This is a genomic window from Aquirufa nivalisilvae (assembly GCF_003143535.1).
Taxonomy (GTDB): domain Bacteria; phylum Bacteroidota; class Bacteroidia; order Cytophagales; family Spirosomataceae; genus Aquirufa; species Aquirufa nivalisilvae.
Map to the genome: position 1 here is coordinate 391,518 of NZ_CP029346.1, position 23,483 is coordinate 415,000.

The following is a 23,483-nucleotide window of genomic DNA, read 5'->3' on the forward strand; positions in this document are numbered from 1 at the left end:
TTTTATTTACTGTTTAATACGATTGAATAATTATGCTTCTTTTTTAACGTCCTTGTTACGAACCTTCATTAAGTAAGAGATGTTTGGCTTCACGTTAATCTCTTCGATCACTCCGTAAGCTCTACCTTCTTTCTCAACAGCTAATAATTTAGAAATTTCAGAAGCAGGATCGTTCATGTCACCAAATGTGATGGCATTGGTAGGACAAGATTGAGCACAAGCTACTTGTATCTCTCCATCGACTGGTCTTCTTTTTTCTTTCTTCGCAGTCAACTTGCCTTCTTGAATACGTTGAACGCACATCGAACATTTTTCCATAACCCCACGTGAACGAACCGTTACGTCTGGGTTAATCACCATACGACCTAAGTCATTGTTGAAGTGGAAATCATATTCATCAGTTTGGTAGTAACGGAACCAGTTGAAACGACGAACTTTATATGGACAGTTGTTAGCACAGTAACGAGTACCAATACAACGGTTATATGTCATTTGATTTAGACCCTCTGTCGAGTGAGTCGTAGCTAATACCGGACAAACAGTCTCGCAAGGAGCATTGTTACAGTGTTGGCAAAGCATGGGTTGGAATACAACCTCAGGATTGTCTGATGCAACTTCTAATCCTTTCAAATCTTCTACCTCAGCATCAGAAGAATAATAACGGTCAATACGCATCCAGTGCATTTCACGACGGTTAATGACCTCTTGGCGACCAACCACAGGAACGTTGTTTTCAGCTGAACATGAAACCACGCAAGCAGAACATCCTGTACAAGTGTTTAAGTCAATCACCATACCCCAAGCGTGGTTGTTGTATTGGTGACCATTCCAAAGTGTTAAATCAGTTGCGTCTTTCTTACCTTCTGATGTAGCAACCGTTGGATTGAAACGTCCTGATTGTGGATTTTTAACAAATTCACCAAGAACAGTTTCTTGAACAACTGCCTGACGAGCCATCACCGTGTGGTGAGTTTGTGTCTGAGCAATGTCTTTTGTATCTCCAGTAGGGCTTACCGATACTCCTTGAGTACAAGTACCTACACAAGCACCATTGATTTCTGAAATAAATGGATAAGCATTAACACCTACTCCATCCGCTGATTTTCCAGCCTTTGTTCTTCCGTATCCAATCGCGATAGCTACTGTATCTTGTGCTTGACCAGGTTGAACTAAGACAGGTAATGTAACTTCATATCCCTTAGCGGATACTTTCACTAAATCACCTTGTTTCAAGTTTAACTTAGTTGCAGTAGGCTGCGAAATAGATGCATAATTGTCCCAACATGCTTTTGATACTGGCTCAGGGAATTCCTGCAACCATGGGTTGTTTGCCTGAGAGCCTGTTCCTAAACCTACTTTTTCGTATACTGAAATTTCTAATCCAGTTGAATTAGCTGTATATGCTTTTGAAATTGCAGCAGCAGCGGCATTAGCATCTACGGATGGTACAGCAGTAGAAATACTTACTACATTTGGTTGGAATACACCATCATGCAATGCATTTTTCCATTGTACTGCACCTGCTTTCAAGATATTGGATTCCCAATTACGCTCTAAGTAAGCTGCATAATCGCCATTCAAACCTGCCCAAGTTAATAAACTGGATTGAGCTTGACGAGTTTTGAAAATTGTCGAGATTGTAGGCTGAGTTAATGAGTAGAAACCTGTTTTTGGTTCTGCGTCATTCCACGATTCTAAGTAATGAGAATCTGGAGCTATGAACTGGCACAATGAAGCTGTTTCATCAGCACGTTCGTTGGTAGCTAAACTAACTTCCACTTTTGGTAATGCAGCCGCTAAAGCTGCTCCCATTGGGTGATTATATACAGGGTTGGCATTGTAGAAAATAACTGCAGCAATTTTTCCAGCTCCAGCTTCTTTAATGAAATTAGCCATAGCCATATCATTACCTTGACGGTAATTAACGGCTACTCCTGTGTTAATAGTTGAACCATAAGCACCAACTAAGGCATTGATAGCAACTACTACTTTTTGTACTTCTGGGTCATTCGAACCAGCTACGACAATCGATGCTCCTTTAGAAGCAACCAAATCTTTCGCAGCTTTGTCTAAGTGATCTAATTTAACAGCTGCTCCAGCTAATGCTGCTGCGCCAGTTAATTTGGCAACAGCGTTGTATAAGCTTACTACAACTAAACCTTCTTGAGAGGGTTTGTAAGCAGAACGGTAATCTGCATTAGCTCCCGTATTGGATAAGATAGTCTCAAACTGATAATGACGAGACATGTCTTTTTTACCATCTTTAGCTGATCCTACACGACGAGTTTCAGCCCATTGTGCTGCAAACTCAGTAGGAGCAACCCAAGTACCTAAGAAATCGGCACCTACAGAAACAATTGTTTTTGCTTTGCTGAAATCGATACTAGGTAGGATGCCACCGTGCGCTTGAGTTAAACCATAAGCTGGGTTGGCATCATATACCACATGTTGCGTGGTTGGATATTTTGCTGTGAATTCAGCGATTACTTTTTTCGTGCTTGGAGAAAGAATGGTATTAGATACAATTCTGATTTGTCCTCCTTTAGCTGCAGCCGCAGCTAATTTAGCTGTGAATTCTTTATCTAATTGAGCCCAATCAGCAGCTTTCGCGCCAATTTGTGGACCTTTTAATTTCTCGTTGTCATAAAGACTTAATACGGAAGCATGTGCTCTACCAGAAAGAACTCCTTTAGAAACTGCAGAAAGTTTATTTCCTTCAATTTTGATTGGACGACCTTCTCTTGTTTTAACTAAGATAGAAGCGTATTCACCTCCATCTGTATACGTTGAAGCATACCAGTTAGCAATGGTAGGTTCTACATCTACTGGTTTGTTCAAGTAAGGAATGGTTTTCTTTACTGGAGCCTCGCAAGCAGCTAATGATACTGCTGCTACACCGAATCCCAACATTTTAAGAAAATCACGACGATGAGTTCCTGAACCATCCACAAGGGCTTCCCCTTTAGAATCGCTCTCCGATGGCATATTGCCAAATTCGTTGTGGATATTTTTTACAAACGATGGTTCATTGGTTAACTCCTCAATCCCTTTCCAATACCTCTTGTTCGAATTTTCCATATAATCTTTCTTATTCAGACTAAAATTGAATCTTTTATAACGCGTATACTATTAATAGTGGCACTTAGAACACTCTAAACCGCCAATGTTTTGTACTTTAAGGGGAGTCTTGCTATCCTTATTGTGAACTTCAACCAATTTATCATAATAGGCATTGCCTTTTGCATTGACGTCTGTATTACGGTGACAATCAATACACCATCCCATGGTTAAAGAAGAACGTTGTTCTACTACTTCCATTTTCTCGATATCTCCGTGGCAGTTCTTACATTCCAAATTACCCACATTGGTATGTTGTGAGTGATTGAAATAAGCTAAGTCTGGAAGGTTGTGTACACGAACCCATTGAATTGGTTCGTCTTTTTCTAATGCTTGGTAAATTTTTTGAATTTCTGGAGACTCTCTTTTGATAGCATTATGACAGTTCATACAAATGTTAGCAGAAGGGACATTAGCGCCTTTTCCTTCGTATACACCTGTATGACAATAGTTACAGTTGATCTGATATTGACCTGCGTGCAATTTGTGAGAGAATTTAATCGGCTGCTCTGGAGCATATCCTTGGTGAATACCTACACCATATGCTGCATCAATCGTTGCTTTACCACCTAACAATAAGGCGAAGATGATGATACCTGTTTTTACAGCGGAATTAGCAGCTAATTTTTTAGCATTTTCAGCAATTCTTTTCATCAATGGAGCTTCTGAATCAGCTTCTCCAGCACTTAATTTACTTAAAGTACTTACGATAGATAACAAAGCGATCAATACAAAAACCATGATCACTAATAGTCCAACTAATAATACTTCCATCATTCCACCTGAGCTAGCAGCGGCAGCTGGCGCGGCAGCACCTGCTGGAGCTGCACCAGCTGCAGGAGCGGCAGGAGCAGCATTAGAAGCGTCAATATAAGCGATAATGCTTTTAATTTGACCTTCTGAGAAGTTTGGATATGGAGTCATGGCAGCCTTATTGAACTTATTATAAAGTTCGTTGGCATATTTGTCGCCAGATGCAATAACTGCCTGTGGGTTATGTACCCATTTAACGATCCATTCGATGGGTCTACGTTCTCCAACACCTTTTAAACCAGGTCCTACGAGTACTTCATCCGTACTACTATGACAAGCAGCACAGTTGTTTTTAAACAATGTTTCCCCCTCCGCAGCGTCTTGCGCTAAAGTTGCATATGTTGATGCAAACAAAAACAGAAATGAGAAAAGGAATTTAACGAGCGTAAAATTTTTGCGATTCATGTTTGAAAATCTCCTATTTATTCAGTCCGCAAAACTACAATTCGAATTTTTAGGAAACAATTTATTTGCCATTCAATTTCAGGAATTTTTAAGCTTTACCCTTCTATTTAGAATTTTTCAAAATAAGCCAAACCTTAAATTTCAATATTTTGATAATAAATTGCACCTAAATTATTTTGCATAAAAAAAACCTCCCAGATTGGGAGGTTTTTGGGAGGTTTCGAGCGGATTCGAACCGCTGTAGAAGGTTTTGCAGACCTCTGCCTAGCCACTCGGCCACGAAACCATCGTTTTGGGGACACAAAATTAGGTCATTTTTGTTAAAATGCCAAGTGTTTTTTAATTGTTAAAGATAGAGATTGGAATAAAAAACAGTTTTACTACCCCAATAATCGTTCCAACCTAAGTTTTTAGGTCATTCAATTAATAACACTTCGATCATTTACCGCACTTTGATTTCATTCCATTTAGGATGAAATCATTTTCTTATCCTCTAGTTAAAGTAAATACAGAAATTTCAGGAGGCATTCCTACTCGGCCAGGATAACCAATGTATCCAAAACCACGATTTACATACAATTGTTGTTTTCCTTCTTGGTACAAACCTGCCCATTGTTTGTAAACGTACTGCGCAGGTGACCATTTGAAATCGCCAATTTTTACGCCAAACTGTGTCCCATGGGTATGGCCAGCAAAAGCCACATCAATATCTTGATATTTTTGAGTTACCTCTGCATTCCAGTGTGTTGGATCATGAGATAATAACAATTTGGTACTAGCTTCCTCTGTTCCTTGATAAGCCTTGGCTAAATTACCATACCAAGGAAAACGGCCTACGCCAATGTTCTGAACCCCAATTAAAGCCAATTTTTCTCCTGATTCTTCGATGATTTTATTTTCATCCATCATGAGATTCCAGCCCATTAATTCATGCGCCTTCATTAAATCTTGTAGATTTTGTTTTTTAGCCTGTGGCGATTTCCACTTTACATAATCTCCATAATCATGATTCCCTAAAGTGCTGTAGACCCCCATTGGGGCATGTAACTTGGAAAACATTTGGAAATAATCTTCTACTTCTGTTGCCTCATTGTTCACTAAATCACCCGTGAAAAATAGCAAGTCAGCCTTTTCTTTCATCACCATATCCACTCCACCTTGTACCGCTCTTTTATTGTAAAAACTGCCTGAATGTATATCAGAAAGCTGTGCAATGCGTAGACCATCAAATGCCTTAGGTAGGTTGGGTATTTTTAAACTAATCTTTTCCACGCGGTAATCATGTGCTCCAGAAAGTATCCCAAAAGTAAAAGTAGCCGCAGGGACTGCTCCTACAACCAAGGCTGTTTTGGATAAAAACTCACTTCTACTGATCTGTCCTGGCGCAGGCTCTCCCGGAATGATGTCTAAGTTTTTGTTGGTAAATGCCCAACGAATGATGCGTGTGATATCTTCAATGAACAAAAATATAACTACAAATAGTTTGGAAATAACCGTAATCATAACACTTGCCATAAAGAAGGTTCGAATCGTTTTGTTCCAATAAGTCAATGGAAGAAAGTTGTATCCAATAATTCCGAATATGATACTCGCAGATATTGCCCAATATACCCATCGAATGATTTGTTGGGTCAACTGACTTTGCTGTTGAAAGCCTGTTTTGAATGCTTGCCATACATAATAGTCAATGGCAAGAATTAGCAAACTCATGATTGGTATAAATAATAATTTATTCATGGCTTAAATTAGAGTGGCAAATAGGGGCAATCCAGGGAAATATCAAAAATAATCTGGATAAACGGTGTTTATCCCAGGATAATCCTAGTTAAATTGCTGACTTAACGGCTAATGGGGATATTTTGTTCCCTCTTTTACATTTATGTTTGATATTTCTATTTTAGGTGGAGGTTGGATAGGTGTTCCTTTGGCGGAAAAATTATCACAAAAGGGTTATTCCGTACAAATAAGTCAGTCATCTCAAACTAAAACAATCCAAAACCCTACTATTAAATTAGTCCAGTGGAGGGCGGAAGTCAATTCGCCCAACGAAGCTTGGGAATCAATTTTGGATGCCAAAACGATTATTTGGACTATTCCTCCTCGTCGAAAAGAAAATGGAGATCATTTTTACCTGGATGTGTTACAAGATTTTGTTCGCTTATTGAACCAAAAAACGTACCAACAAGTAATTTTCCTTTCTTCTACTTCAATATACCCAGCTGAAAATAGTTTGGTCAATGAAGAATCTGCTCTGGAAAACAATTTAATGTGTCAGGCTGAGGAAATTTTACATGGGGTTCAATGCCCTCTACTCTTGTTAAGGTTGGGCGGATTAATGGGAGGAGAACGTTATGTAGCCAAATATTATTCAGGGAAGAAAGTGCCGGCAGCTAACCATCCTGTCAATTATGTGCATCGGGCAGATGTCCTTGAAATAATTGCTCAAAGTATTAAAAGTCAGCTTAATGGTACCTTTAATGTGGTAGCCCCTCAGCATCCTATTAAATCTGAACTGGTTAAATTGGAGTGCGAACGACGAGGATTGGTTTTACCAATTGAATACCTCGAAGACAAGGAAGCGACTAAAGTGATTAGTTCAGACAAATTAATCCAGGTATTAAATTATTCGTTTCAATACCCAGATCCATTATTATTTCCAATCGAAAATTAAGCGATGCTTAGCTCTTGAATGGCCAACCAAGCCATAAGTCCAGGCCCCACATTCAGCGCTTTCTCGTCAATATTGAAATTGGGAGTATGCACGCCATTGATAATTCCTTTGTCATCGTTTCTTGTTCCCAAACGATAAAAACAAGCGTCTACATGGTGGGTATAAAAGGCGAAATCTTCTGCTGCCATCCAAATGTCTAGGTCGATCACGTTGTCAGCACCCATATATGCTATGGCTGCTTCTTTCATGCGACGAGTTAACTCGGGATTGTTTTTTAGGAAAGGATAGCCTTTCAAAACAAAGAAATCACAAGAGCCACCCATGGATTCAGCCATTCCTTCAGCCAATTTTTTCATTTTAGCTAAACCATCCGCTCTCCATTCTTCATCCATGGCTCGGAAAGTCCCTTCAATCTTCACTTCATTGGGAATAACATTGGTGGCTCCTTCTGCAATGAATTTGCCAAAACTAAGTACCGAAGGAAGTCTTGGGTTTTTATTTCTAGAAATGATTTGTTGCATCGCAATAATAATATGAGAGGCAATCACAATGGGGTCGATGCATTGATCAGGCATGGCGCCATGCCCACCTTTACCTTTAACGGTTAAATACAATTCATCGGCACTGGCCATGTACATGCCCTCTCTAAATCCTACTTTCCCAACCGGGATGTTGGTGGCCACATGTTGGCCAAGTATGCCAGCGGGATTAGGGTTTTGCAATGCCCCTTCTTGAATCATAATACTAGCTCCACCTGGAGCTTTTTCTTCTGCAGGTTGAAATAGTAATTTGACGGTACCTTCGAATTCATCTTTAACAGATTGTAAGATACGGGCTGTTCCTAATAAAGAGGAAGTATGCACATCATGCCCACAAGCATGCATTACACCTGGATTTTGGGATTTATACGGAACATCATTGGTTTCTTGGATGGGTAAGGCATCCATGTCGGCCCGCAAAGCCACTACTTTTTTACTAGGGTTTTTACCTTCAATGATGGCGATCACTCCGGTATTGGCGATACGCTGAGTTGGAATGCCTAGATCATGCAATTGCTTTTCAACAAAAGCCTGCGTCTCGAATTCATGAAAGGAGAGTTCGGGGTGAGCGTGTAAATGACGGCGTGTGTCAATATTCGCACTGGCCTGTTGCTCAGCTAGTTCCTGTATCTTTTTAAGAAGACTCGACATAATAAAATTTAATTTTTTACAAATCTACAAAATATTGCTTCAAAGAGTTTTTTTCTTAACTTTAAAGACAAGGGATGTGTAGGAGAGTATTCACCTTTAATCTTTTGTCCTATGAGTCGGAAAGTTTTAGTTTTAAACCAAGATTATAGTGCATTAACCATCTGTTCCATGCCGAAGGCCTTTCTGTTGGTCTACCTTAATAAGGCGGAATTGGTGGCCGAGTCGACCACTGAAAAACTTCATTCAATTACACAAACATTTCCTTTTCCTTCCGTGATTCGATTGAATCGATATGTGTATTTTCCTTATAAAGGGGTGGTGTTAAGTCGGCAAAATATTTTTAAGCGGGATGATAATATGTGTCAATATTGTGGCTCTAAAGATCATTTAACCTTAGATCATGTGATGCCAAAATCAAGACAGGGGAGAACTTCTTGGGATAATTTAACCACTGCTTGCAAATATTGTAATTCGAAAAAGGGAGATCATACTCCTGAAGAAGTGGGAATGTCTTTAAAGAGACGGCCATTTAAACCTTCCTTTGTTATGTTTTTGCGGAATTTTTCAGGAATTTTGGATCAACAATGGATTCCATTTGTAGGATCTAAAATGGAACAAATCGTTTAAACATGAATATTTCTTTTATTGGTTCTGGTCATGTGGCCTGGCATTTATCGCAGGCTTTAGAAAATGCAGGACATAGTGTTCAAGAAGTTTTTAGTCGAGATCCCGCCAAAGCGAAAGATTTAGTTAGTTATTTATATAATGCTAAAGTGCAGGAGCATTTGGATTTTTCAGAGTCTAAATCTACTGTATTCTTCTTTTGTGTTCCAGACATTGCTTATTCAACTGTTTTAAAAGAATTAATTCTTCCTAAATACGCCACTTTATTATTGGTTTCTGGAACGGTACTCTTGTCGGAGGCTTCTATTTGGTATGATCCTGCCAGAGAAAGTACCAATCAAATAGCTATATTTTTCCCAGTGCAACATTTGCAAAGTGGGAGAAAAATCAATTTGGGTCATATGCCTATTTGCTTAGAAGTGATGGTGGAAGAGACTGAACAAGTGCTAGTTCAATTGGCCCGTGATATTACCGATGCCATGTATTTGGTCAATGGAGAAGAAAGAAAGAAGATTTATCTATCCATGCTTTTAGCAGGAATATTTACTCAGCAACTTTGGGCAGAGGCAAGTCGATTATTGCATTCCATTGAATTGGATACTTCTCTGCTTCAAGGCTTGATTCAAAACTATGTTCAGTCGTATTTCAAAAACTTACCTGTTTCCAATCAAATTGAGGCTAATGCTTTTCAAGATGGACGCTTGATGTTTGAACAACAAGGTTTTTTGTCGACGGTGGAACTGCAAGAGGTATACCGAAACATGGTTCAGCAGATTTTAAAGACTACTTAATTAAAGGTTTATCAATGTTCATGACTATTTGAGATTTGCTGAATCCCAATAAAATCACGTCTTGCTTTTTGTTGATAAAGATATAATAAAGACTATCCCCAGCCGTATTTTTTTGGATACTAGGAGGTACTTCTTGTTTTATGGATTGACTATAATCTAAGGCAGCCAACACTTCTTGTATTTTTTGATCCTTGTTTCGTTGTTTTAAGGAAATCGCTTTGCCAGATTGTATGCTGATTTGAAATTGCTTAGAGATACTATCTAAACTCAATTTATTTGTAGGGTTTTCTATGATAGCTTGGATTTCCTGTCCCCATGTATCGGCTTTATTGGTAATGTCCTGGGGAAGAATTCGCTTCACTTGTCGGTTTTTCATTTCCTTCACGGCAGCAGTAGTATCTATGCGCTTTGAGAAATCACATGAATGAAGCGAAAGGATGCTTGAAGCAAGGCAAGTAAAAAGAAGTGATTTTTTCATGAGATGAATTTGTTCTACAAAGGTATTCCTTCCAAGCAGAAAGGGCAATGAATTTAATTGTTATCTTTGCGGGGAATTTTAAAAATATTATACGAGTATGTTGGAGCAGCTGGAGGCTATTAGGGAAAGATTTTTAGAGGTAGAGCAACAAATTGCCATGCCTGAAATCGTTTCTGATTTAAAGAAATTCAAAACTTTAAGTAAAGAATACAAGGATTTACAGAAGATTGTAGATCAATATATGGCCTATCAAAATTTATTAAAATCCATTGAAGAGGCAAAAGACGTTATTGCCACGGAAAAGGATGAGGATTTTAGAGATATGGCCAAAGCGGAATTAGAGACTTTGGTTCCTCAAGAAAAAGAAATGCAAGAGGAGTTGAAGGAAATGTTAATTCCGAAGGATCCGAATGATTCGAAGGACTGTATTCTGGAAATTCGTGGTGGTACAGGTGGGGATGAGGCATCTATTTTTGCTGGTGATTTGTTTCGGATGTATCAACGATATGCGGAGAAGATGGGTTGGACCTTTCAAATCATGGATTTTACAGAGGGGACCGCTGGTGGATTTAAAGAGATTATCGTTTCTGTTCAAGGAGAAGATGTATATGCTAAATTGAAGTTTGAATCAGGAGTTCATCGGGTTCAACGTGTTCCTGCCACAGAATCTGCAGGTAGGATTCATACATCAGCTGCTACTGTGGCTGTGATGCCAGAAGCGGATGAGGTGGATGTTCAGATTAATATGAATGATATTCGTAAAGATACTTTCTGTTCTTCAGGTGCTGGTGGTCAGTCGGTAAATACGACCTATTCAGCGGTACGTGTGACGCACATTCCTTCGGGCTTAGTAGTGCAATGCCAAGATGAAAGATCTCAGATTAAGAACTTCGACAAGGCCATGACGGTGTTGCGTTCTAGGTTATATGAGATTGAGTTAGAGAAAAGGAATGCGGAAATAGCAGGAAACAGAAAATCCATGGTTGGATCGGGCGATCGATCAGATAAAATCAGAACTTACAATTATCCTCAGGGGCGTGTAACAGATCACCGCATTGGTTTGACGGTGTATAATTTACCTGTGGTTATGGATGGAGAAATTGCTGAATTTATTGAGCAATTACGTATTGCCGAAAATGCCGAGCGTTTGAAAGAGGGCTCGATGTAATAAAATTTGATGATGTTGTTGAAGCAGGCTTAGGTTTAAACCTAAGCCTGCTTTTTTTATCAAGTAACTGATTGAAAAATAGAAACAAAAGGAGAGAGAAAATTGTTAAACCGCCAACGCTGTCAAGGTTTAAAACCTTGACAGCGTTAAGATTTTTTCAAGCCTTTTCCAATTTAAATTGAAAGGATGTTCCTTTATCTATTTTTGAGAATACCGCAATCTTACTATTGTGGGCTTGGATAATGTGTTTCACAATCGACAAGCCTAAACCTGATCCACCACTCATTTTTGCTCTACTTTTATCTACTCGATAAAATCGTTCGAATAGGCGAGGTAGATGTTCTGCAGGCACCCCAGGTCCATTATCCTTGACCATCACTAAAAAAGCTTTTTTCTTTTCCTCCAATTGGACGGAAACTTTGCCATCCTGATGCCCATATTTAATGCCATTATCTATTAAATTAACCAATACTTGACTAATTCGCTGATAATCGGCTTTAACAAGCACAGGGCCATTGTGGCCAATCAATTTTAGTTCAATGTTTTTAGCTTTGGCTTTAGCTTCCAATTGTTCAAAGATTTCAATAACCAATGGCTTTAAATCAAGGGCCTTTTTATCAATTTTGATGGCGCCTGTTTCAATTTGAGAAACGGTCAATAGATCCTTCACCAAAATGTCTAACCCATCTAGACTTTTAGCGGCTTTTTCTAAAAATCTTTTTCTGATTTCCGGGTCCTCTTCTGGATTATCAAGTAGTGTATGAACAAAACCTTGGGCCGCAAAAATTGGTGTTTTCAATTCGTGAGATACATCAGCCAAAAACTCCTGACGGTATTTTGCCGCCTTTTTCAATTCCTTAACCTCATCTTCCTTGGTGGTTACATAGGAATTCAGCTCCTCTTTTAACAACTCAATGGGGTTTTCTTTCTCAATCAGCTGTTTTCGAGGAATAACAGAAAAATTCTTCTTTTTAATCTGTTTGATGCGGTCATATAATTTATTGACCTCCTTGAAAACTAAATTATCTAAGGCAAAATAAATGACAGCACTTCCAAAGATGAAGGAACTGATAAAGCAAACAAAGAGTATGGTGAAATCAGTGTTAGGTAAAAAGGAAAGGAAAGAGGTACAAACCCCAGCAATCACAAAGGCCAATAATAGAGAGAGGTATCTAGGGCTCAACATGCTGTTTTTTTGTTTTCAAGTTACGATTTAAATTTCTTTTGGGGAATCATGTGCCCAATTGTTTTAGTATAATCAGGTTTTACGCACATTTTCGTACCTTTGCGCTTTACAAAAAATACCATGGAATTAAATCGCTTAAGTGCCATCTCTCCCGTTGATGGTCGTTACCGAAAACAAACGGAAGTCTTATCTCCTTATTTTTCTGAATTTGGATTAATTCAATACCGTGTTCGAGTGGAAATCGAATATTTCATTACTTTATGCGAAATTCCTTTGGCTCCCTTGGTAAGCTTTCCATCGGCAGCCATTCCTGCTTTGCGTAGTTTATACCAAAACTTTTCCGAGCAAGATGCACTTTGGATCAAAGAAAAAGAAAAAGAAACCAATCACGATGTAAAGGCTGTTGAATACTTCATTAAAGATAAAATTGAAGGTTTTACTCAATTTGGGGATTTAGGCGAATATTTAGAGTTTATTCACTTTGGTTTAACTTCTCAAGATATTAATAATACCGCCATTCCTGTTTCCATATTGGAAGCTCATCGTGCAATAATTTGGCCAACTTATATACAAGTTAAAGAACAGTTGGCGGCTTTAGCGGCCGATTGGAAAGATATTCCCATGTTGGCGCATACCCACGGACAGCCTGCTTCTCCAACTCGTTTAGGAAAAGAAATCCAGGTGTTTGTAGAACGTCTAGATAGACAATTGGAACTTTTGGATCAAGTTCCTTTTACTGGAAAATTTGGTGGAGCAACAGGTAATTTCAATGCCCATCATGTTGCGTTTCCAATGATTAATTGGCCCGAATTTGGAGCTAATTTATTGGAAAGTAAATTAGGAATTCAACGTAGCAAATACACCACTCAAATTGAACATTACGATAATTTAGCGGCCTATTTTGATGGCTTAAAGCGATTGAATACAATCTTAGTGGATTTGGCTCGTGATATTTGGTCTTATGTTTCCATGGGCTATTTCAAACAAAAGATTAAGGCTGGAGAAATCGGTTCTTCGGCGATGCCACATAAAGTGAATCCTATCGATTTTGAAAATGCGGAGGGAAATCTTGCCATTGCAAATGCCTTACTTGAGTTTTTGTCAGCCAAGCTTCCAATTTCTCGTTTGCAGCGAGATTTGACCGATTCTACGGTTCTTAGAAATGTCGGAACTCCATTGGCACACATCCTTATTTCCTTGACTTCACTTCAAAGGGGATTAGGCAAATTGGAATTGAATGAATCCAAAATACACCAAGATTTGGAGGAAAACTGGGTGGTGATTGCGGAGGCGATACAAACCGTATTGCGTCGAGAGTCTTATCCAAAACCATACGAAGCTTTGAAGGAATTAACGCGTCATCATGGCAAGATCGATCAAGCGGTATTTCAGCGATTTATTCAAGGATTAGCGGTTTCAGATGCCATCAAGGCTGAATTATTATTGATTTCACCATTTAATTTCGTGGGGAGAGACGAAAACTAAGCTGATGAATCAAAGAATAGCTCAAATTTCATTGGTCGTTGATGATTACGATGAAGCCATTGCTTTTTATACGCAAAAGCTGGGGTTCGACTTAGTAGAGGATACTGTCATGAGCCCTACGAAACGCTGGGTGATTGTCAAACCAGTGGGAGAAGGTTCTTGTCAATTGTTGTTGGCAAAAGCAGCTAATGAAGAACAAAAAAGCCGTGTTGGAAATCAAACAGGTGGACGAGTTTTCATGTTTTTACATACGGAAGATTTTGATCGAGATTATCAAAATTTATTGCAAAATGGCATTGAAATTATTCGAGAAGCCAGTGTAGAAGAATATGGTAAAGTGGCCGTTTTTGCAGATTTATATGGTAATTTATGGGATTTAGTGGAAAAGAAAGCCTAGTTTTTTTATCCTGAAATTTTGATTTACCATATTTCAGATTACATTTGCATCAAATTATTATAGAAATGACTAAAACAACATACAACAAAAACTGGTGGCAAGGCTAAAATTTCCTTGAACAGTTTTGCTGTGTGTATATGATATGTTTTACTCAAGGCTTGCTGTTCCCAGTAAGCCTTTTTATTTTAATTTTGCCGATAGCCTCATGTCCAGTTCAAATAAATTTACCATCCATACCACTAGGAAGACCTTGTTAGCTGATACGCTAACGCCCATTGGTATTTTCTTGAAAATCAGAAAAAATTATAAAAATTCTGTTATCCTTGAAAGTGCTGATTATCACGGTCGTGAACATGGTTTTTCTCATATTGCTTTTGATCCCGTAGCTAGTTTTGTTTTGGATCAGCAGCTTGTTACACAGACTTTCCCCGACGGAACAGTTGAAACTTTCCGATTAGAAAATCCAAAAGATGCCGTGAAGGTATTACAAGATTTTTCCTCTCGTTTTACTTATCAAAAGGAAGTAGGAGATTCTCCTATGTCCAACGGACTTTTTGGCCATATCAGCTATGATGCGGTTACTTATTTTGAAGATATTCAAATACAAGATAAAAATCCAGAAACAGCCATTCCTTCGATTCGTTATTATGTGTATCGCTATGTGGTCGCATTGAATCATTTCAATAACCAAATGACATGGTATGCCCATAGTTATTTGGAAGGAGAAACACCTAGTTTGGATGCTGTGGCCTACCATTTAGAAATGCCACATTATACGTTGGAGGCATTTAAGCGTGTCGGTGATGAACAAAGTAATTTAACTGAGGCGCAAACGGAAGAGATTGTAAAGACTTGCATTAAGCATTGTTTACGTGGTGATGTATTTCAGATAGTACCATCCAGAAGGTTCAGTCAAAATTTTACAGGAGATGATTTTCAGGTTTATCGAGCCCTACGCTCTGTTAATCCATCGCCCTATTTGTTCTTTTTTGATTATGAGCAATATCGCATTTTTGGAGCCTCGCCTGAGAAACAAATCAAAATAGATCATGATTTGGCAGAAATTCATCCAATTGCTGGTACATTTCGTCGGACCGGTGATGATGCCCGAGATGCAGAATTAGCTCAGGCATTGATTGCAGACCCTAAAGAATCAGCAGAACATGTGATGTTAGTGGATTTGGCCAGAAACGATTTAAGTAGAAGTGCTGATAATGTGAAGGTGGAGACTTTTAAAGAAGTACAATTCTTTTCTCACGTGATACATTTAGTCTCTAAGGTGACAGGAACCTTGCAAAAAGGAGTGAATCCTTTACAAATGGTGGCCGATACCTTTCCTGCTGGAACCTTAAGCGGTGCACCTAAGCATAATGCTATGACGATTATTAATCGTTTGGAACCGACCAATCGCCATATTTATGGAGGTGCTATCGGGTTTATGGATTTTGAAGGCAACTTCAATCACGCCATTGCTATTCGAACCTTTTTGAGTAAAGGGAATACCTTGTTTTATCAAGCCGGGATGGGTGTTGTGGCTAAATCTATAGTAGCCAGTGAAATGCAAGAAATACATAACAAATTAGCTGCGCTGAAAAAGGCCTTGGATGTAGCAGAAAATTTAGCATAAGAAGCCATGAAAGTATTAGTAATTGATAATTATGATTCATTCGTATACAATTTGGTATACCTATTGAAAGAGATTGGGGCGGAGGTAGACGTGTTTAGAAATGATAAAATTGCCTTGGAAGAAGTGAAGGCATATGACCATATTTTACTATCGCCGGGTCCTGGGATTCCATCCGAAGCAGGAATTATGTTGGACTTATTGAAGGAATATGCGTCGACAAAGCGGATTTTAGGTGTATGCTTAGGACATCAAGCGATTGCCGAATCTTTTGGTTCAAAATTGCAAAATATGGGAGAGGTTTTGCATGGTGTTACGACTGAATGTGTTGTTACGGATCCCACAGAAAGATTATTTCAAGGAATTCCTGCTCGATTCGAGGTTTGTCGCTACCATTCTTGGACAGTGATTCCAGATAGCATGCCTACTGATTTAAAAATTACAGCCGTAGATGATAAAGGATATGTGATGGCAGAGGCACATCAAACATACGATGTGCGTGGAGTGCAGTTTCATCCCGAGGCTTATTTAACGCAACATGGATTGCAAATGATTAAAAATTGGATTCAATAAAACATGAAAGATATATTAAGTAAACGAGTTCAAGGATACTCCTTAACAGAAGTAGAAGCTAAAGATGTATTGTTGCGCGTAGGTCAAGGAGGAATTAATCCAAGTCAAATTGCAGCATTTTTAGCAAGTTATTGGTATACGCCTATTCAAGTTCAAGAATTAAAGGGATTTGTTTCAGCTATGATGGAATTGGCCGTGACCATTGATTTGACAGAGTTTGATGCCATGGATGTATGCGGAACTGGGGGTGATGGAAAAGATACCTTTAATGTTAGTACTACGTCCTCTTTTGTAGTAGTAGGTGCAGGTCAAAAGATTGCCAAACATGGAAATCATGGTGTTTCTTCAGCCGTTGGTTCTTCTACCGTATTGGAGTTTTTAGGGGTTAAGTTCAGTAATGATCCTAGCTATTTAAAACGTAAGATGGAATCATCGGGAATCTGTTTTTTACACGCTCCCTTATTTCATCCTGCCATGCGTCACGTAGGGCCCATTCGTAAGGAATTAGGAATGAAAACTTTTTTCAACTTATTGGGACCTTTGATGAATCCTGCTTTGGTAAGTAAGCAACTAACTGGGGTTTATGCCAAAGAGGTATACGACTTGTTTGTCCAATTTTATGAGTCGGGAAGTAAGAAATTTGGTATCGTTTTTGGTGAAGATGGATATGATGAAATTTCCTTAACGAGTTCATTTCTATTAACAACTAAAGAAGGAGAAAAGCGATATTTACCTGGCGATTTTGGTTGCGAAACATTTCAATCTCAGGATTTAAGTGGAGGCATTAATGTAGAGCAGTCGGCCGATATGTTATATAAGATCTTACAAAGACAAGGTACTCCAGCCCAAACCCAAGTGGTTTTAGCCAATGCAGGTGCTGCTTTATTAGTAGCGGAGAAGGTAAGTAATATGTCGGATGGTTATTTGATGGCCAAAGAGTCTCTGGAAAGTGGAAGAGCTTTCCAAGTTTTCAAGAAATTTATCATGGATTAAGATGAGTATTTTAGCTACAATTTTAGAATCCAAAAGGAAAGAAGTTGCGGAAAGGAAATCGCGCATATCCATTCATGCATTGGAGAAAACGGGTTTTTTTGCTCGAAATTGCCATTCCTTATCGATGTCATTAACTCAACCAGCTTCTACAGGAATTATTGCTGAATTTAAGCGTAAATCACCCTCTAAGGGAGTCATAAATGATCGTTTAACGGTGAAAGAAGTGACGCAAGCCTATGCCTCTGCAGGCGCTGCTTGTTTGTCGGTATTAACAGATACTCCTTTTTTTGGCGGAACTGATCAGGATTTTGAAGAGGCTCGCCGGGCTAATCCCCATACGCCCATGCTGCGTAAAGACTTTATGGTAGATGAATACCAAATTGTAGAGGCAAAAGCGATGGGTGCAGATGTGATTTTGTTGATTGCAGCGGCATTGAGTCCTCAGGAAATTAAGAAATTAGGGAGTTTGGCGCGATCATTAGGGATGGAAACTTTGCTAGAAGTGCATGATGAAGAAGAGTTGAGTCGAAGTTTAGGAGATTATATATCTGTGGTTGGTGTGAATAATCGCAATCTGAAGAATTTTGCAGAGCAGAATGTGGAGGCATCTAAGCGTTTGGCAGAAAAAATACCTGCCACATGTATTAAGGTGTCAGAAAGCTGTATTTCTGGACCTTCCATCATACAAGAATTACGAGGATATGGATATAAGGGTTTTTTGATTGGAGAAAGTTTTATGAAAACGGATGCTCCAGGTAAAGCTTTATTGGATTTTTTAAATCAGGATTAAGATGAAATGGAAGGTTTGTGGCATGCGAGAAATGGATAATATCCAGGAAGTGGCCAAGGCCAAACCAGATTATATGGGATTTATTTGGGCAGAAGCTTCGCCCAGGTATGTGGGAGAGGACTTTGTTATTCCTAAAGATGTTCTAGGTAAAACCATAGCAGTGGGTGTATTTGTGAATCGAGCTGTTGATAGCATCATTGACTTATCTAAAAAAGCTGGATTTAATTGGGTTCAGCTACATGGAGAGGAAAAGGATAAAGAGATTTTGGCATTGAAAAAAGCAGGTTTAACAGTGATAAAAGCCATATCGGTTTCAGATATACAGGATGTGAAAGGCTTGAGTTTAGCGCCTGATTTCTATTTGTTTGATACCAAAAAGGGAAAGCAAACGGGCGGCACAGGTCAACGATTTGATTGGAATATATTAGCAGCATATACGCTAGATAAACCTTTTCTATTGGCGGGGGGCTTATCTAAGGAGAATTTGGATGAAGCCATTGAATTAGGTAAAAAGTATCCGATTCACGCCTTTGATTTTAATAGTAAAGTTGAAATCAAAGCTGGATTAAAAGATGTACAAGAAGTACTAGAAATATCGAAAAGATTAGCAGAAAATTAGAGCTATGGCAATGACTTATCAAGTTGACGAAAAAGGTTATTATGGGGAATTTGGAGGGGCATTTATCCCTGAGATGCTTTATCCCAATGTGGAGGAGCTCAGGGCTCATTACCTCGATATTATCAACGATTCTTCATTTCAAAAGGAGTTTCATGATTTATTGAAAGATTATGTAGGAAGACCTACTCCTTTGTTTGAGGCAAAGAGATTATCCGAAAAATATCAAACTCAAATATATTTAAAACGGGAAGATCTTTGTCATACGGGAGCTCATAAGGTCAACAATACGATTGGACAAATTTTAGTAGCTAAGAAATTAGGGAAAAATAAGATTGTGGCGGAGACGGGCGCAGGCCAGCATGGAGTAGCTACCGCAACCGTTTGTGCTTTGATGGGATTGGAATGCATCGTTTACATGGGGGCCATTGACATTGAGCGTCAGGCACCTAATGTGGCTAGAATGAGGATGTTAGGGGCTAAAGTAGTTGCAGCACAGTCGGGCTCTAAAACTTTGAAAGATGCGACCAATGAGGCTATGCGCCATTGGATTAATAATCCCGTTGACACGCATTATATTATAGGATCTGTGGTGGGGCCGCATCCATATCCTGATATGGTGGCAAGATTTCAATCAGTAATTTCGGAAGAAATCAAGGCCCAATTAACGGAGAAGTTGGGAAGAAATTACCCAGATTATGTTTTGGCTTGTGTTGGAGGAGGATCTAATGCCGCTGGAGCATTTTATCATTTCTTAGACGAAGCAAGAACGCAGTTAATTGCTGCAGAGGCAGCAGGTCAAGGAGTGGGTTCGGGTCATTCTGCAGCAACGACATTTTTAGGGAAGTCAGGTGTATTGCATGGAAGTAAGAGTTTGTTGATGCAAACAGAGGACGGACAAGTGATTGAACCATATTCGATTTCTGCTGGATTAGATTACCCAGGAATAGGTCCCATGCATGCCCATTTATTTAAAACTGGGAGGGCCCATTTCTATGATATTACGGATGAAGAAGCCTTAGCTTCAGCTTTGGAACTAAGTCAATTAGAAGGAATTATTCCAGCATTAGAATCAGCGCATGCCTTAGCGGTATTGCCAAAATTGCAAGCTAAACCTCATGAAGTAGTGGTCATTAATTTGTCTGGAAGAGGGGATAAGGATTTGGCTACATACCAACAAAGATTAAATTTATTATAGATGAATCGAATATCTGCAGTTTTTGAAGCGGCGAAAGGCCCTATTTTAAATGTATATGCTACGGCGGGTTTCCCGAATTTTGGAGATACGATGACCGTATTGGAGGCACTTCAAGAAGGAGGTGCGGATGTTATTGAGATTGGAATGCCTTATTCTGACCCTGTGGCGGATGGAGAAACCATTCAGCAGTCGAATCAGGTGTCCTTGGATCAAGGAATGACAGTCGCTCATTTATTTGAGCAATTGAAAGACATGAGAGCGAAGGTTCAAGTACCTGTTTTATTGATGGGCTATATTAATCCTGTGTTACAATTTGGGGTAGAGAAGTTTTGTCAAAAATGCCAAGAAGTAGGTGTTGATGGCTTGATTTTACCAGATTTACCTATGGCAGAATATGAGTCGGAATATCAAGCAATATTTGAGCGCTATGGGTTATTTAATATTTTCTTGATTACTCCGCAAACTGCTGACGAGCGTATTCGTCGAATTGATTCGGTAAGTCAAGGCTTTATATATATGGTTTCTTCGGCTAGTACGACGGGGGCTAAAACGGGGATTAGCTCGGAGCAGGAGTTGTATTTTGAAAGAATCAATCGAATGAATTTGAAAAATCCGAGATTGATTGGTTTTGGAATTTCAGACAGAGAAAGCTTTTTGAAAGCCTCAGCGTCAGCTTCAGGAGCAATTATTGGTAGTGCCTTTGTGAAGTTATTGGCCCGATCGAGTGATTTACGAGGCGATATAGTAACCTTTGTTCGGGGAATTAAAGGGGTGAAATAATTCACAATTTTTTGAGTAACAGTTTTTTAGAAAAAATAAATTTTCTATCTTTGCAACCCAAATCAGTGAGGCTTATGTACGATTGGACCGCTAAGCACTGATAATCACCAAAGTTTGAACAATTATTAAGATGAGTGATTTAATTAAATTAGTTGAAGCAGAAAATGCAGCTCGTAGAGCAGATCATCCTGAATTTGCAGCAGGAGATACGATTAATGTTCACGTAAAGATTCGTGAAGGTAACAAGGAGCGTATCCAGGTATTCCAAGGATTGGTTATTCAGCGCAAGAATTCGGGTGCTGGCGAATCATTTACCGTTCGTAAAATTTCTAATGGAATTGGTGTTGAGCGTATTTTCCCAATCTTGTCTCCAAACATTGACAAAATTGAAGTATTACGTCGTGGTAAAGTACGTAGAGCTCGTTTATACTACATGAGAGGTAAGCAAGGTAAAGCTGCTCGTGTTAAAGAGAAGAAAAAATAAGAGGTTTGAATTCTTTGAAATAGAAAGAGCTGCTCCGAAAGGGCAGCTCTTTTGTTTTAGGGTACTAGTGGTTAGATGTATACTTGTTTAAGATTTTTATACCTGTCTTGTGATTTTACAAATGAGGAGTTTTTAGGCTCCTCTTTTGTATTATAAATTATTAGTGATTAGGTGATTAACAAGAGAGATAAGGTATTAAACTTTGTTTGAAACAAGTAAATATAACTTGTTTCGAATGGGGTTAAAATTTGGTCGCTTTTACTTCCTGTTTTAACTTTTAATTTAGAACACAGATTGTAATGTTTTTCTCTTGTTAATCGATAACGTTATAATTCTCATAGAAAACTAGAAGAATTTGTTACGATTATTACTGTACAAAATTCGGGATTATTAACTGAAATATTCTTGCGAAAAATCAATAAATAAAGTTGATAAAACGCAAGATTAGTCGATTAACGAGCCATTTTCCATGATTTTTCGTCTAACTCGGCTTAATTCAGAGGGACTCATATTGAGAAATGAAGCTTTGTATTTGTCGGGCACTTGTTCATCCATATCTTTAAAAGATTTACGAAATGCCTCATATCTAATTTGGGTATTTCTTATGTGTAAGAACGAAGTGATGCGTTCGTGTTGAACGAGTGTTTCTTGTAATATGATTCTGCAAATTGTATTGGAATGAGGAATTTCTATGTAGGCCCTTTCCAAATCCTCTTTTTCCATATAGAAAACTTCTGACTTTTTTAGGGCATCTAGGGTTATTTCACTTGGTCTCTGATGAAAAAAGCTTTCAGCAGAAATCCCAAATTTTCCTGGTAATGTGAACCATCTCGAAATGGGTTCAGGCATGTCTAATTGATCAACCCACGAATATTCGCGTAATAGTCCGGAAGCTAGAAAATAAAATTTACTATTAATTTCTCCTTCCGCAATGATGATTTGATTCTTTTGAAAGACAGCAGGTTTAAAGTATCCAGCTAATTGCTTCGTCTCAGCAGGGTTCAGTAAATTAAATGTTTTAAGGTAAGCTTCTAAGCTTGCAATAGTGGTCATATAGATATAGAATGATATATAAAGATTAGAGAAATTAAAATGTAGACGGATACATTCACTTTGGAAATCCTGTATGATTTGCAAAGGTTTAGACAGAGATTCAGAAAAGTAGAATTCGAAATCGTCAAAGAGTATACATTTAGAACGCTTCAAAGATATAAATCCATTGGTAGATAGCCAATTAAGAAGGACGTAAAGCTGTTCTGGAATTTAATTTCTTGCGTTATATCAAGAAAAAAGCTTGATATAGGGCAAAAAAAATCCTGAAATACGTATTGAATTGTATTTCAGGATTTCAAAATGATAAGTCTAAGCTACTTAATTACTTTTCTAACGTTTTGATTGATGGTATCAGATTCAATGAGACCATCTCTTAAACGGATAATCCGATGGGCATATTGAGCGATATCATCCTCATGGGTAACCATCACTATCGTATTTCCCTTTTTATGAAGTTGGTCAAAAAGGTCCATAATTTCATATGAAGTTTTCGTGTCCAAGTTTCCTGTGGGTTCATCCGCAAGTAAAATAGATGGTTCATTGACCAATGCTCGAGCTACGGCAACACGCTGTCTTTGACCTCCAGATAACTCATTTGGCTTGTGGCTAGCTCGGTTGTCAAGTCCTACGCCTCTCAGGGTTTCCATGGCAATTTCATTTCTTTCTTTTTTGGAATAACCCGCATAAATCAAAGGCAGCGCTACATTATCTAAAGCAGATTGTCGAGGTAATAAATTGAATGTTTGAAACACGAAACCAATTTCTTTATTTCGAACAGCGGCTAATTCATTTTCCGACATTTCGCTGACATCATGACCATTTAATATGTATTTGCCCGTACTGGGTGTATCTAGGCAACCTACAATGTTCATTAATGTGGACTTACCTGAACCAGACGGTCCCATAAATGCAACATATTCACCTTTATTCACTGAAATGCTAATGTTTTTTAAGGCATCAATTACCTCTTCTCCCATCACATAGCGTTTGGAAATATTTCTCGTTTCAATAATTTTGGTCATAATCTCAGGAATAAAATATCTTAAA

22 protein-coding genes and 1 tRNA gene are annotated in these 23,483 nt (G+C 38.6%); 14 read left to right on the forward strand and 9 right to left on the reverse strand.

What is annotated here, in order from left to right; translation table 11 throughout:
- Positions 1-30: 30 nt before the first annotated feature.
- The 4 genes from HME7025_RS01735 to HME7025_RS01755 form a co-directional block, all read right to left on the reverse strand.
- On the reverse strand, positions 31-3,078 hold the full coding sequence (locus tag HME7025_RS01735; protein ID WP_109321984.1) for a TAT-variant-translocated molybdopterin oxidoreductase: 3,048 nt from the start codon (positions 3,076-3,078) through the stop codon (positions 31-33).
- A gap of 51 nt (positions 3,079-3,129) precedes the next feature.
- On the reverse strand, positions 3,130-4,335 hold the full coding sequence (locus HME7025_RS01740; RefSeq protein WP_109321985.1) for a c-type cytochrome: 1,206 nt from the start codon (positions 4,333-4,335) through the stop codon (positions 3,130-3,132).
- 215 nt (positions 4,336-4,550) lie between these two features.
- Positions 4,551-4,621: transfer RNA gene (locus HME7025_RS01750), tRNA-Cys, on the reverse strand.
- A 200-nt stretch (positions 4,622-4,821) separates the two neighbouring features.
- A complete protein-coding gene (locus HME7025_RS01755) occupies positions 4,822-6,072 on the reverse strand; it encodes a metallophosphoesterase (protein ID WP_109321987.1) in 1,251 nt (416 codons plus the stop codon).
- 142 nt (positions 6,073-6,214) lie between these two features.
- Between HME7025_RS01755 and HME7025_RS01760 the strand changes: the two genes are divergently transcribed.
- A complete protein-coding gene (locus tag HME7025_RS01760; RefSeq protein ID WP_109321988.1) occupies positions 6,215-7,006 on the forward strand; it encodes a Rossmann-fold NAD(P)-binding domain-containing protein in 792 nt (263 codons plus the stop codon).
- Here the strand turns inward: HME7025_RS01760 and HME7025_RS01765 are convergent.
- Positions 7,003-8,196 (reverse strand): M20 metallopeptidase family protein, encoded by a 1,194-nt coding sequence (locus tag HME7025_RS01765; protein ID WP_109321989.1) that lies wholly within the window; start codon positions 8,194-8,196, stop codon positions 7,003-7,005. The genes HME7025_RS01760 and HME7025_RS01765 overlap by 4 nt on opposite strands.
- 111 nt (positions 8,197-8,307) lie before the next feature.
- On the opposite strand from HME7025_RS01765, the gene HME7025_RS01770 reads away from it, so the two are divergent.
- Both HME7025_RS01770 and HME7025_RS01775 read left to right on the forward strand, forming a co-directional pair.
- Positions 8,308-8,823 (forward strand): HNH endonuclease, encoded by a 516-nt coding sequence (locus HME7025_RS01770; protein ID WP_109321990.1) that lies wholly within the window; start codon positions 8,308-8,310, stop codon positions 8,821-8,823.
- Positions 8,824-8,825: 2 nt separating this feature from the next.
- Positions 8,826-9,611: a DUF2520 domain-containing protein gene (locus HME7025_RS01775; protein ID WP_109321991.1), complete on the forward strand. Its 786-nt coding sequence runs from the start codon at positions 8,826-8,828 to the stop codon at positions 9,609-9,611.
- Here the strand turns inward: HME7025_RS01775 and HME7025_RS01780 are convergent.
- On the reverse strand, positions 9,604-10,089 hold the full coding sequence (locus HME7025_RS01780; protein WP_109321992.1) for a hypothetical protein: 486 nt from the start codon (positions 10,087-10,089) through the stop codon (positions 9,604-9,606). The two genes, HME7025_RS01775 and HME7025_RS01780, sit on opposite strands and share 8 nt — an antisense overlap.
- Positions 10,090-10,186: 97 nt before the next feature.
- Here HME7025_RS01780 and prfA point away from each other — a divergent pair, with 97 nt between their 5' ends.
- Positions 10,187-11,257 (forward strand): peptide chain release factor 1, encoded by a 1,071-nt coding sequence (gene prfA / locus HME7025_RS01785; RefSeq protein ID WP_109321993.1) that lies wholly within the window; start codon positions 10,187-10,189, stop codon positions 11,255-11,257.
- A gap of 157 nt (positions 11,258-11,414) precedes the next feature.
- On the opposite strand, the gene HME7025_RS01790 is transcribed toward prfA, so the two are convergent.
- Positions 11,415-12,443 (reverse strand): sensor histidine kinase, encoded by a 1,029-nt coding sequence (locus HME7025_RS01790; protein WP_109321994.1) that lies wholly within the window; start codon positions 12,441-12,443, stop codon positions 11,415-11,417.
- A gap of 120 nt (positions 12,444-12,563) precedes the next feature.
- On the opposite strand from HME7025_RS01790, the gene purB reads away from it, so the two are divergent.
- The 10 genes from purB to rplS all read left to right on the forward strand — a co-directional run bounded on the left by purB (position 12,564) and on the right by rplS (position 21,383).
- Positions 12,564-13,928, forward strand: a complete 1,365-nt coding sequence (purB, locus tag HME7025_RS01795) for an adenylosuccinate lyase (protein ID WP_109321995.1) — start codon at positions 12,564-12,566, stop codon at positions 13,926-13,928.
- A 4-nt stretch (positions 13,929-13,932) separates the two neighbouring features.
- Positions 13,933-14,325, forward strand: coding sequence for a VOC family protein (locus HME7025_RS01800; protein WP_109321996.1), 393 nt, complete (start codon positions 13,933-13,935; stop codon positions 14,323-14,325).
- Between the two features lie 205 nt (positions 14,326-14,530).
- A complete protein-coding gene (locus HME7025_RS01805; protein WP_109321997.1) occupies positions 14,531-15,952 on the forward strand; it encodes an anthranilate synthase component I family protein in 1,422 nt (473 codons plus the stop codon).
- A 6-nt stretch (positions 15,953-15,958) separates the two neighbouring features.
- Positions 15,959-16,522: an anthranilate synthase component II gene (locus tag HME7025_RS01810; RefSeq protein WP_109321998.1), complete on the forward strand. Its 564-nt coding sequence runs from the start codon at positions 15,959-15,961 to the stop codon at positions 16,520-16,522.
- A gap of 3 nt (positions 16,523-16,525) precedes the next feature.
- Positions 16,526-17,515, forward strand: coding sequence for an anthranilate phosphoribosyltransferase (gene trpD, locus HME7025_RS01815; RefSeq protein ID WP_109321999.1), 990 nt, complete (start codon positions 16,526-16,528; stop codon positions 17,513-17,515).
- 1 nt (position 17,516) lies between these two features.
- Positions 17,517-18,305 carry an indole-3-glycerol phosphate synthase TrpC gene (trpC, locus tag HME7025_RS01820; RefSeq protein WP_109322000.1) on the forward strand — a complete coding sequence of 263 codons (789 nt, stop codon included), beginning with the start codon at positions 17,517-17,519 and terminating at the stop codon, positions 18,303-18,305.
- Position 18,306: 1 nt separating this feature from the next.
- On the forward strand, positions 18,307-18,924 hold the full coding sequence (locus tag HME7025_RS01825; protein ID WP_109322001.1) for a phosphoribosylanthranilate isomerase: 618 nt from the start codon (positions 18,307-18,309) through the stop codon (positions 18,922-18,924).
- A gap of 10 nt (positions 18,925-18,934) precedes the next feature.
- A complete protein-coding gene (trpB, locus tag HME7025_RS01830) occupies positions 18,935-20,119 on the forward strand; it encodes a tryptophan synthase subunit beta (RefSeq protein ID WP_109324899.1) in 1,185 nt (394 codons plus the stop codon).
- Positions 20,120-20,899 carry a tryptophan synthase subunit alpha gene (trpA, locus tag HME7025_RS01835; RefSeq protein WP_109322002.1) on the forward strand — a complete coding sequence of 260 codons (780 nt, stop codon included), beginning with the start codon at positions 20,120-20,122 and terminating at the stop codon, positions 20,897-20,899.
- 130 nt (positions 20,900-21,029) lie between these two features.
- Positions 21,030-21,383, forward strand: a complete 354-nt coding sequence (gene rplS / locus HME7025_RS01840) for a 50S ribosomal protein L19 (protein ID WP_109322003.1) — start codon at positions 21,030-21,032, stop codon at positions 21,381-21,383.
- Between the two features lie 444 nt (positions 21,384-21,827).
- Here rplS and HME7025_RS01845 read toward each other — a convergent pair whose 3' ends face one another.
- Positions 21,828-22,436 carry a Crp/Fnr family transcriptional regulator gene (locus HME7025_RS01845; RefSeq protein WP_109322004.1) on the reverse strand — a complete coding sequence of 203 codons (609 nt, stop codon included), beginning with the start codon at positions 22,434-22,436 and terminating at the stop codon, positions 21,828-21,830.
- 314 nt (positions 22,437-22,750) lie between these two features.
- Positions 22,751-23,458, reverse strand: coding sequence for an ABC transporter ATP-binding protein (locus HME7025_RS01850; RefSeq protein ID WP_109322005.1), 708 nt, complete (start codon positions 23,456-23,458; stop codon positions 22,751-22,753).
- Positions 23,459-23,483: the final 25 nt, after the last annotated feature.

Bases quoted from the DNA above. Each gene is read 5' to 3' on its own strand.
- HME7025_RS01735 (WP_109321984.1), bottom strand. From the start codon at position 3,078: ATGGAAAATTCGAACAAGAGGTATTGGAAAGGGATTGAGGAGTTAACC.
- HME7025_RS01740 (WP_109321985.1), bottom strand. From the start codon at position 4,335: ATGAATCGCAAAAATTTTACGCTCGTTAAATTCCTTTTCTCATTTCTG.
- HME7025_RS01755 (WP_109321987.1), bottom strand. From the start codon at position 6,072: ATGAATAAATTATTATTTATACCAATCATGAGTTTGCTAATTCTTGCC.
- HME7025_RS01760 (WP_109321988.1), top strand. From the start codon at position 6,215: ATGTTTGATATTTCTATTTTAGGTGGAGGTTGGATAGGTGTTCCTTTG.
- HME7025_RS01765 (WP_109321989.1), bottom strand. From the start codon at position 8,196: ATGTCGAGTCTTCTTAAAAAGATACAGGAACTAGCTGAGCAACAGGCC.
- HME7025_RS01770 (WP_109321990.1), top strand. From the start codon at position 8,308: ATGAGTCGGAAAGTTTTAGTTTTAAACCAAGATTATAGTGCATTAACC.
- HME7025_RS01775 (WP_109321991.1), top strand. From the start codon at position 8,826: ATGAATATTTCTTTTATTGGTTCTGGTCATGTGGCCTGGCATTTATCG.
- HME7025_RS01780 (WP_109321992.1), bottom strand. From the start codon at position 10,089: ATGAAAAAATCACTTCTTTTTACTTGCCTTGCTTCAAGCATCCTTTCG.
- prfA (WP_109321993.1), top strand. From the start codon at position 10,187: ATGTTGGAGCAGCTGGAGGCTATTAGGGAAAGATTTTTAGAGGTAGAG.
- HME7025_RS01790 (WP_109321994.1), bottom strand. From the start codon at position 12,443: ATGTTGAGCCCTAGATACCTCTCTCTATTATTGGCCTTTGTGATTGCT.
- purB (WP_109321995.1), top strand. From the start codon at position 12,564: ATGGAATTAAATCGCTTAAGTGCCATCTCTCCCGTTGATGGTCGTTAC.
- HME7025_RS01800 (WP_109321996.1), top strand. From the start codon at position 13,933: ATGAATCAAAGAATAGCTCAAATTTCATTGGTCGTTGATGATTACGAT.
- HME7025_RS01805 (WP_109321997.1), top strand. From the start codon at position 14,531: ATGTCCAGTTCAAATAAATTTACCATCCATACCACTAGGAAGACCTTG.
- HME7025_RS01810 (WP_109321998.1), top strand. From the start codon at position 15,959: ATGAAAGTATTAGTAATTGATAATTATGATTCATTCGTATACAATTTG.
- trpD (WP_109321999.1), top strand. From the start codon at position 16,526: ATGAAAGATATATTAAGTAAACGAGTTCAAGGATACTCCTTAACAGAA.
- trpC (WP_109322000.1), top strand. From the start codon at position 17,517: ATGAGTATTTTAGCTACAATTTTAGAATCCAAAAGGAAAGAAGTTGCG.
- HME7025_RS01825 (WP_109322001.1), top strand. From the start codon at position 18,307: ATGAAATGGAAGGTTTGTGGCATGCGAGAAATGGATAATATCCAGGAA.
- trpB (WP_109324899.1), top strand. From the start codon at position 18,935: ATGACTTATCAAGTTGACGAAAAAGGTTATTATGGGGAATTTGGAGGG.
- trpA (WP_109322002.1), top strand. From the start codon at position 20,120: ATGAATCGAATATCTGCAGTTTTTGAAGCGGCGAAAGGCCCTATTTTA.
- rplS (WP_109322003.1), top strand. From the start codon at position 21,030: ATGAGTGATTTAATTAAATTAGTTGAAGCAGAAAATGCAGCTCGTAGA.
- HME7025_RS01845 (WP_109322004.1), bottom strand. From the start codon at position 22,436: ATGACCACTATTGCAAGCTTAGAAGCTTACCTTAAAACATTTAATTTA.
- HME7025_RS01850 (WP_109322005.1), bottom strand. From the start codon at position 23,458: ATGACCAAAATTATTGAAACGAGAAATATTTCCAAACGCTATGTGATG.